Raw genomic sequence first — 10,279 nt, forward strand, 5'->3', positions numbered from 1 at the left:
GGTATGAATGGACCAGCTTGGGCTGATAATCGCTTGCTCATTGCCGACAACGAGATGCTTCGTCTCATCCGGTTTGCCCATGAAGTGGAATACCTTGTTGTCACTTTCCAAATCGAAGTATACATACGCCTCCATACGACGCTCATGTGTGTGGCATGGCATCGTGTTCCAAGCGTTGCCTTCTTCTAGGTGCGTATATCCCATTTGCAACTGACAGGACTGACATACATTCGGATGAATATACTGATAAATTTTGCGCTTATTCAGTGTGTTATCAGCACCAGTTTCCATTGGCTTGATGTTATCAATGGCAATTCGTACATTTGGATATTTATGATGAGCCGGACTAGAAGCAATATAAAATTTCGCTGGATTGCTAGCATCTGCGCTAGCAAACAGCACTTCTTTCGTTTCTTTTCCGATATAATAGCCATCCTGATTGTTCATCGATTCACGTACACCATCAATCGTAATAAAACCAGGACCACCGATATTAATGACACCTAGTTCACGGCGCTCCAGAAAATACTCAACACCTAAATCTTTATTGAGCTTTATTTCCAACGGATGTTCTGCTGGTGTAACACCCCCAAATATCAAACGATCATTATGCGAATAAGTCAGGCGAATTTCACCAGATACAAACACCTGCTCCACTAAAAACTCCTTGCGTAATTCTTCTGTTGTCATGCGTGCGATCGATTGTGGCGCATATGCGTAGCGCGTCTCCATAGTTTGCATTTTTTCTAGCTCCTCCCGATTTCATAGACTAGGAATCAACACAATGATAGTACGAACACTCGATATTAAATCTACTATTATCATAGTGAATGTACCCAACAAGAGTAAGTTAATTATTTTGCTAGTTCGTGCACAATTTTGACTTCTTGGCCTGTTGTGCTTCATCTCTTCATCGTTAATCATTTCACGTCGTATACTCGCTCGATGGTATCCCAGCCTCAATGAAGCTTGAACTACGCTATGCCTATTGTCACCGTAGCTCCAAGCGGGATATCCAGTTGATACGTATGTGGCGCAGGCTGTGTGACTGCCACTTCCAATGATGACTCGTCATGCTTTATATCACACCCCTTATCTTTCCATCGCTCATCTGTATGCTCTCCATTTCTACTACAAGTACAGCCAGTACTAAAAGCAAGCGGAACCTTACTATATAGGACACATGGATTTCCAAGCGTAGACGTTATTTGCGCTTGTTGCAGTTTGCCTGCCTGCCAAACCATATCAATGGTGAATCCGCCGCGAGCACGCAAGCCTGTAACATAGCCTTGCTGCCACGCGGGCGGCAAAGCCGGCAGCAACCGGATTTCATTTCCGTGGGATTGCAAGAGCATTTCCTGCGTCGCCGCTGCTCCGCCAAAGTTGGCATCAATTTGGAATGGAGGATGATCACCAAACAAGTTAGGATGTACTGCTTTGCTTAATAGATTGCGTAAACTTAAATGCGCCTGATCGCCTTCATCCAGTCTTGACCAGAAGTTTGCTATCCACGCTTGACTCCAGCCCGTATGTCCGCCGCCATGGGCTAAGCGCCGCTGCAACGTGAATTTAGCAGCTTGTCCAAGTTCAGGGCTTCGATGAGGAATAATCTGTTCCCCAGGATGCAAAGCAAATAGATGAGAGATATGGCGATGTCCCAACTCGACTTCATCATAATCAACTGCCCACTCCATCATTTGTCCATGCCTGCCGATTTGTGGCTGTGGCAGCTTACTGCGTGCTTGCTGCAACTGTTCCAACAATTCAATGTCCTCTTTGATACCTTGTTCCAACTTTCCTTCCGCATCCCGTTGCAGCAGATCTCCAGCATGGATACATGCTGTAAACAATGCATACAAAATTTGCGAGTCCATCGAAGGACCATAGCATAGCGCCCCGACTTCACCTTGCTCACTACGATACGAGTTCTCTGGAGATAGTGATGGTACGGTCACCAGCTTCCCGGACGGCAGCTCATATAAAAAGTCTAAGAAAAATAACGATGCTTCTTTCAACACGGGATATGCCCGCTCACGCAAGAACGAAAGCGAGCCGTTATAACCATAATGCTCCCACATATGTAACGCTATCCAAGCGCCGCCCATAGGCCACATATTGGCGCTCACATATTGGCCGTAAATACCTGTATCCGCCCACAGGTTGCTGCTTGTGTGTGCAACAAATCCGCGTGCACCGTAAATGTTGCGCGCGGTTTGGCGTCCACTGATAACTAAACGTTCAATAAAATCAAATAGCGGCAAGTGACATTCCGCTAAATTCCCCGTCTCGGCAAGCCAGTAGTTCATTTGCAAATTAATGTTTAGATGATAGTCTGATTCCCACGGAGGCGTAAAGCTGTCATTCCATATCCCTTGCAAGTTAGCTGGCAGCGTACCTGGTCTGGAGCTGGCAAGCAGCAAATAACGCCCGTACTGATAAAACAGCGCCTCCAGTCCATTATCAGCTGCACCTTGCCGGTATCGTTCCAGTCGCTGCGACGTGGACAAGCATTGCTGTCTAGGAATCTGCTTCTGTGGCTTAGTTCTTCCTCCTTCCTCCGTTTCCAAATCCAATGTCACACGGTTAAACAGTGGCTTATAATCATCCAAGTGCCGCTGCTTCAATGTCGCATACGGCACTTTTGCTGCTTGTTTCGCTTGTTGCCAAGCAACAGCCTGGGGATCGTCATGGCGAAACGAAGTCTGCGCCGCTACAATAATAGTGACCGCACTTGCATGGCGAATATCCAGATAATTGCCCACCGCCTGACACCGTCCACCTTCAATTGCAGCCCGCAACACAACGGCGTAGCGTACGCCGTCTGCTCCCAATTGACCTTGCATAGCGATAGCTTGTTCCTCATCTGTGTTGATAAATTCACCATTGAACGGTCTGCGATCGATCTTAGCCATAAAGGTTAAGCCAGATGGATCAGTCGTTGTCATCCGGATTACTAACACTTGATCAGCAGCGCTCGCAAATATCTCGCGGCTGTACTGAATTGCATCATTCTGAACTTCACCCGTTGCCTTAGTTGCCGCTCCTCCCTTATCTAGGCGTTCCACTTCGTAATTTACTTGAACCAAAGCATTATCCAAATCTAATTCGCGACAATAATGATTGATTTCATTACATGCTGTATTCATATCAAAATCAAAGACCAAGTTTCCTAATGTCTGATAGGGAGCGAAATATTGGGGGATGTTAGTCATTTGCGACAGTACTAACTTCTCTGCCTTATTGACATGACCTTGCAGCAGCAAGTTTTTGATTTCTGGCAATGCCGCTTGCGCAGCCATATTAACGTTATCCTTCGCCCCCCCATACCAACACGAATCTTCGTTCAATTGAATCTGTTCACGATGTATACCCCCATATACAACGCCTCCTAAGCGCCCGTTACCGATTGGAAACGCCTCTGTCCATTGTTTTGCCGCTGTCCGCTCAAGCAAATAATACTTGCTCTCTTTATTGCAGTTGCATTCATTTATTTCATTATTTATATGGTTCATTACGACTACCCTCATTTCATCAAAGAATAATGTGCAAGAGCTTGTACACTGTTCTCATGATCCATCTCGCTCCATTATAACGACATTCAATCTTAAAAAAGATGCACTTTTATGACCTTGTATGTGTCGTTTATTGACATATTGCACACTTCAGCTGTTTCCATCATAATCAATTCGAATCATGTAACAACCTATACTCGTCACTTTTATTACAGGACATGCTGTACAAAAAAATCGGACGATTCATGTATGATGACTCGTCCGATCCGTGTATATTATTTCAAATTTGTCGCATTCCTTTGGCCTGGCGATAGGCATTGACATAAGCGGCTGCTTTCTTCCGAATCAACGTATAATCTTGATTCTTCACTGCTTCATTTGTCAAATCGGAGCCGATCCCTACCGCTACCGCTCCGGCCTTCACCCATTCACCAAGGTTGTCCAGTGACACACCGCCGGTTGGCATAATGTTAGCCTGAGGTAGTGGACCTTTTATCGCCTTAATAACGGATGGACTGTACAAATTTCCTGGGAACAGCTTAACGATATCGGCTCCTAGCTCAAGGGCTTCATTCATTTCCTTGATGGTCATCGCTCCTGGCATCACCGGTACACGATATCTGTTACACAAGGTTACCGTCTCAGCGCTAAGGAAAGGGGACACTACGAATTGGGCGCCGCTAAGAATCGCCGCGCGTGCCGTTTCAGCATCCAGCACGGTTCCTACGCCAATAATTGCATAAGTAGATTCATCCGATGAATTCCATTTATAGGTTTGAGCTAGTTGCTCAATCGCTTTCAACGCAAACGGCACTGTCATCGTAATCTCTATCACTTTAATTCCGCCGCGTATCGCTTCTTCAGCCATTGCAACAACTTCTTCTGCTGTTTCTCCGCGAAGTACTGCAACGACACCTTCCTGCACAATCTTCTGAATAAGCTGCATTTTCTTCATATCGTTTTCTCCTCACCCATCACTATTTCATGTAATCGGATGTTCATCTCTGTTCACAAAACACCCTTATCGCTCGATATGCATCTTACCTGCAAGCAATCGCTCGATTTCTGCTCTACTAGGGAGACCTTCCCAATCACCAACTGTCTGGATTACCTGCGATCCGATCAAATTACCGAGACGAACCGCTTCCTCAACGCTATACTCCCGCAGCAAACCAGCTAGAAATCCGGCGCAGAAGCCATCGCCAGCTCCTACCGTATCGAATACACGATCAACCTTATAGTAAGGAACCGCTGATCGTTTACCGTTCTCCAGAATATAGGTTTTGTCCTCGCCACCTTTAATAATGCTTACAGCGGACAACTCACTGAGCTTGGTAATGATCTCATCCACCGATTCCGTCTCATACAGCAGTTTCAATTCATCTAATCCCGGCAAGAAATAATCCGCTTTCATCGCCAAAGGCAGAAGAACCTTTTGGGCCGCCTTGACATCCCATAGCTTTAAGCGCAAATTCGGATCGAAGCTCACTTTGACTCCGTGCTGCTTCGCGATGTCCATAGCTGCTGCTGCCGTCTCCGCGCAGGATGTGCTTAACGCAGGTGTGATCCCGGTAATATGCAAAATCTTTGCTCCGGCAATATATTCCTCATCCAAATGCTCCGGCGCCATTTTACTCGCCGCAGATAGCTTGCGGTAATAATAAACCGTGCTTCTTCCAGCCGCATTCTCTCGAATCATAAGACCTGTTGGAGCTTCATCTGTGAATGAAGTTCGTGTAACATCTACGCCTTCTCCCCGTACCATCTTATAAATCCGATGCCCGAACGGATCATCTCCAAGCCGGCCGCACCAGCCTGCGGAATGTCCAAGCCTTGACAAACCGATCGCTACATTCGTCTCAGCTCCACCAAAGGATGGCGTCAGATTCGATGTGTATTCAAGACCTTTTCCTCCCTCGGCGATCAATAGGGCCATACTTTCCCCAAAGGTGACCACTTCCGGATGTGAACTTCGATTATTCATTTCCTTCACCATCTCTTTCAATCTATCGGACATACATAGCATGATATCGTTTGCCGCTTCATAAATTGATTCCATCATTTCGTGTATTCCATATGACTTAACATAGCTAGAATCATCGTAACTGCTTCAGCTCTGGTCGTAGAAGTCATAGGATTAAATGTACCGTCCCCATTTCCTTTTATCAGACCTGCTTTTTCTGCAGCCGCTATATAAGGCTTAGCCCATGCTGGCACTTGATCTGCATCATTAAACATCAGATCTGCATTTGGATTTAGTTCGAGTCCTAGCACACGTACAATCATGACGACGACTTCTGTTCGTGTAATATCGTTATTCGCACGGAATGTACCGTCTTCAAATCCTGAAGTATAACCAGCCTTAGCAAGGGCATTGATGAATGGCTGAGCCCATACTGGTGTCGTATTTTGATCTTTAAAACTAAACGCTGTATCTATCTGGTTCAACTTTAACGCTCTGGCCAGCATTGCTGAAATTTCACCGCGTGTTACAGAAGCATTCGGTCGGAAAGTTCCATCTTCATAGCCGTTGACAAAACCAAGTTCAACTGATTTTTCAATGGAGGCCATAGCCCAGTGATTGGCGGTATCAGACCATTCTACTTTAGGAGTTCCAGGATCAGTAGGCTTCTCTGGTTCAGTCGGATCAACAGGCTTCGCTGGCTCAGTTGGATCCGTTGGCGGCGTCCATCCGCCATTCGGATAGTACTCTTCAGTCTTTACCGTTACACTTAGACCATTACTCCATATTCCAGCAGCATTGCCTGCTCTAACCTCGAAGTTATAGCTTGTGTTAGCTGAAAGACCACTGACTTTATAGCTAGTGATCTTGCCTGGTAATGAAACAAATTCTATTCCATTCTTGTAAATCTTGTAGCTTGCTACACCAGTATTATCCGTTGCTGCTGTCCATGAAAGCATTAGATTCGTTTGGCTAACGCTTGAAGCTGCTAATTGTGCATCTGTCGGCCAAGTAGGTGCAGCTCCTTCTACTGGTGATTCATCCTTATATGTTGCTACTACTGTAACTGCTTCATCTGGCATGATGAACGTATAGTTATCGATGTTCGCTGCATCTTGGGCTAATGTCACATCTGTTGGTGTTACAACCCAACTGTCGAACTTTTTACCTGCAGGGGGATCCAGAGTTACCGTTACAATTTCACCTTTCTTAGCAGTTTGTTTATCTGCTGTTACTCCTTCCACAGTTATGGTGTAGGTTTTGCCAAGATCAAATGTCGCAGTGAACGTCTTGCCTATCGAGCCCGAAGTATTGACTTCAATGCTAACTCCACCTTCTATCGGCGTAACTTTCATCCCCGTATCTGCAGTAAGCAATGTCAGGTTCGGTTGTTGGACTTCTATCGTCACTATGCTCTGCTTTTGCGTTGGATCGGATATCGCAAGAGTCACTTCACCATTGTCTTCTTTCATCAAGACTGCAGCCGCGGATTTAGCACGGATGCTTCCAACGGTATCTGCACTCCAGAAATTCGCAGCAGTGATGCCAAGCTGCTTGTTGCCCACAGCCTGTACGGTTGATGTGTTACTCAACACTTCTACAGCTGATTGTTCACTATAAGCTCGTGTTTGTTCCGCTGTCTTACCAGGAAGCAACACATATTCGTAACGGGCTGCTTCTGGATTGGAACCATGATCAAAAGAAATGCTGGCGAAGTTGCGCGTCAATTGATCTTTCGACTGACTCTCGTTAATTTCATACCACGAACCTGTTCTCGCCTCGCGTACTATATGCAGAGTTGGGTTAGTTGGGAAGTAATAGCCCATATCCGCACCCGAACCTTCACGATCTCCTTCCAGGTGCGCCCAATGTACATCGTCATAATTTGTTTCAGTAGTCAATTCTGTAGACACCTGTTCGCCGTTAATCCTAAATGCGTTATCACCGCGATTATTCAACTTGCGGTTATCTACAATCGTTTCTACTGTTTTTGTTGCGGCAGAAGTTTTATTAATATCAGTACCGAGAGCCACGATTTCGTCATCAAACATAAACCATGATTTCTTACCGCTTAAATTACTACCAGTTAATTTGCTTAATGAAAAATCCATGCCGCTTACGCTATATAAATGATCTAATGTCGCACCGCCAACATGACTTTTTGTATTGTAATAGGTTGCCCATTCGCCTGGGCGCTTTCCTTCTCCAGAACCGTCAGTCGTCGTGCCTGGTAAGCGGAAACTATTAACCGTTGGCCAATATCCATCGCGATATTGCAATAAGTCATCGTTGTAGATATAAGTCATGCCAAGACCGGTATACCAACCTTTTAAATTTTCTTTGTTACCCATTTCAAAGGCAGAAATACGGTCTGAGAACATGCTTAGCCCCAAAGCGTAGTTTGGGCGGTGATGCGCAACACGAGCCATGCCATTGAGCATATAGCTGCGTGATAGCTCACCGCGCGCTGCAACAGTATCATCGTTCATCACATTCTTCACCAACATCACACTAAACATCGGCAAGCCTTCATAATAATTTTCAAAAGATGTATCTTTGCGTACCCATTCCTTAACCATACTGCGAATATTTGCGCTTATTTCTGACGGAGCGCCCTCAGCCAATAATGCTAAGGTTACAATCGTACTGCGAGCTGAACCTGAACTGATTCTGGAAATCCCACGTCCGTTAACCATATCCATATATAAGCCTTTGTAAATAACTGGTTCAAACACATCGCTCACCCACTTGTAAACATGAGCGACACGCGGGTCGGTCACAGGCCATGGTGAAGCGTTAAGCAAATAAGTCATGTCCGCCGTGCGGCCGAGCCAGACTGCGCCATATCCAGCAGTGTAAGCGATGTTTGTATGCTGTACTAGCGAGCCGTCTTCATATACGCCTTCGCCTGTAGTGACATAATTGAATTCTGAACCAATGGAATCCCGCCCTTGTGTAATTTTTGCGCTGTTTCTACCAATTACGCCGCGCAAAGTTACAACAATTGCTTTATCCAGCAAATTGCCACCAGTCTCGGTAACGGTGCTATTTTGGACCCGTTTTGTTGGATCAGGACAATATTTATCAATTGTCCGCATAAAGTTGCTTATTTGCTGATCGTTCAATTCATCATACATCAGAATTAAACAGTCATTTAATAGCTGCGGTGCACCGATTTCAAACCCCCACCAGCTGCTGGAGGAGCCGTAAGAGAAGCGTTCATGATAGCGATTAGCGTACATCCAATCTAGGGCACTTACGATTGCATCCCGCAATGCTTTATCGTTATAGAATTTGGAATATTTCGTGTTATAGGCAATGGCCATCGTTTTAATACGATTAAATTCGGTATTGATGTTGTTGGCATGCTGCTCTTTCGTATCGGCGTTATCGGTAAGATCGTTCCACAAGGATGTACGGCTCTCATCCTTATTTAGAGTATCAAAATATCCGCTCTGATCTTCATTGGATACACGATTATCCAACGCCGTTACGATTGCTTGAATATCGGGGTCAGCAGCAAGATTGTCGTCTTCAATACCAACTAATTTCTGCTTCCAGCGTTCACGCAATTCGCTGTAAGCACCTGCTGTTTCAACGGAATCTACCCCAATGATACTTTGCGCCTTTATCGACTGGTCTTTTGTAGCAACAGTAATGGTGGCTACACCTGCAGCAACTGCTGTTACATGACCAACATGATCAACAGTAGCCACGTTCTCATCGCTAGAACTCCATATTACTTCTGGAGATTGCAGATTATTTGGCGTGTGGGTTACTTTAAGAGACTTCGTATCACCTGCCGTCATCATCATTGACGACGGTTCGAGCGTTAACCCCGTGATGCCGTTATATTCTTCAAGAATGAGGTTATCAAACCATACTTTACCTGTGGCATTTTCTAAAAACATTTCGATAAAAAATTTAGCACCCTCAGATGGCACTGTTATAAAGACTTGCTGCATCGTCCAATCATTCGTACCATACACTTTAGATGATCCAGGTCCATCTGTTAATTTTGATCCAGAAGAATTCTGAACAGAAGTACGGTAATAAACGCCGCTGCCACCTTCAATATTTTCGGTTTTATACCACACTTGCAAGCGGTACGATTTCCCGGCTTCAACAGGTGCCTTTACATTAAGAGATACTCGGCTTGTTTTGAAAGCATCAATCAGTATCGATTGTTCACCTCTATATTGAGTATCTTTATCAAGTGTCAAAGTGACTGTTCTGTTGGCCGGTTTACCAGAACCTATCGGGATCCATGTATCCCAACTAACGGGTACAGGGTTCATATCGGTATATTGAACCCAAGTGCCATTAGCTGCTTCTGTCGTTTCAAAATCACCATTCGGAACTAGATTAGCACTAGCAATCGCTTGAGGAGGAGCATCTACGATATTATCGAAATCTCCTAGCATATTCTCCTCTGCTTGACCATTACTATCGCTACTACTATTGTCATTTACACTGCTAGAGTTCTCATTGTCCTCTCCGACTGCTAGCATGTTCACATCTTGCTGCCAATTACCCGTAGTTGATGACATCGCCTCAACTGTACCAACAGGCAACAGCATGAACACTATCGTAACGACTAGCAACAAACTTAGTATTCTTTTCACAGCTCTTCCTCCATCTCATGATTACATCAAATCAAAGGCGTCTCCATTCCCACTATTGACACTTTCATCAGTATGGAGTGTAGAGACGCCTCGATAGAGTTTTGATTGCCATTCCATTCGTTGCTTACTAAGCGTTACTTGTTCTCTTTTTCATTAATAATTTTCGTTGCTTCATCAAC

The 10,279-nt window shown here is 45.0% G+C and carries 5 protein-coding genes; all 5 read right to left on the bottom strand.

Features of this window, described 5'->3' with window-relative positions; all coding sequences use genetic code 11:
- Positions 1-732 (bottom strand): 5-dehydro-4-deoxy-D-glucuronate isomerase (kduI, locus tag I2H74_RS14975; protein ID WP_229106742.1); only part of this gene is annotated, 732 nt, incomplete at its 3' end.
- A gap of 242 nt (positions 733-974) precedes the next feature.
- Positions 975-3,512, bottom strand: a complete 2,538-nt coding sequence (locus I2H74_RS14980; RefSeq protein WP_195575010.1) for a glycosyl hydrolase family 95 catalytic domain-containing protein — start codon at positions 3,510-3,512, stop codon at positions 975-977.
- A 280-nt stretch (positions 3,513-3,792) separates the two neighbouring features.
- Complete coding sequence (locus tag I2H74_RS14985) at positions 3,793-4,467, bottom strand: bifunctional 2-keto-4-hydroxyglutarate aldolase/2-keto-3-deoxy-6-phosphogluconate aldolase (protein WP_195575014.1); 675 nt, start codon at positions 4,465-4,467, stop codon at positions 3,793-3,795.
- 66 nt (positions 4,468-4,533) lie between these two features.
- Positions 4,534-5,496, bottom strand: coding sequence for a sugar kinase (locus I2H74_RS14990; protein WP_195575251.1), 963 nt, complete (start codon positions 5,494-5,496; stop codon positions 4,534-4,536).
- A 74-nt stretch (positions 5,497-5,570) separates the two neighbouring features.
- Complete coding sequence (locus I2H74_RS14995) at positions 5,571-10,100, bottom strand: polysaccharide lyase family 8 super-sandwich domain-containing protein (protein WP_195575016.1); 4,530 nt, start codon at positions 10,098-10,100, stop codon at positions 5,571-5,573.
- Positions 10,101-10,279: the final 179 nt, after the last annotated feature.

Source organism: Paenibacillus sp. 1001270B_150601_E10 (assembly GCF_015558675.1).
Classification (GTDB): Bacteria; Bacillota; Bacilli; order Paenibacillales; family Paenibacillaceae; genus Paenibacillus_B.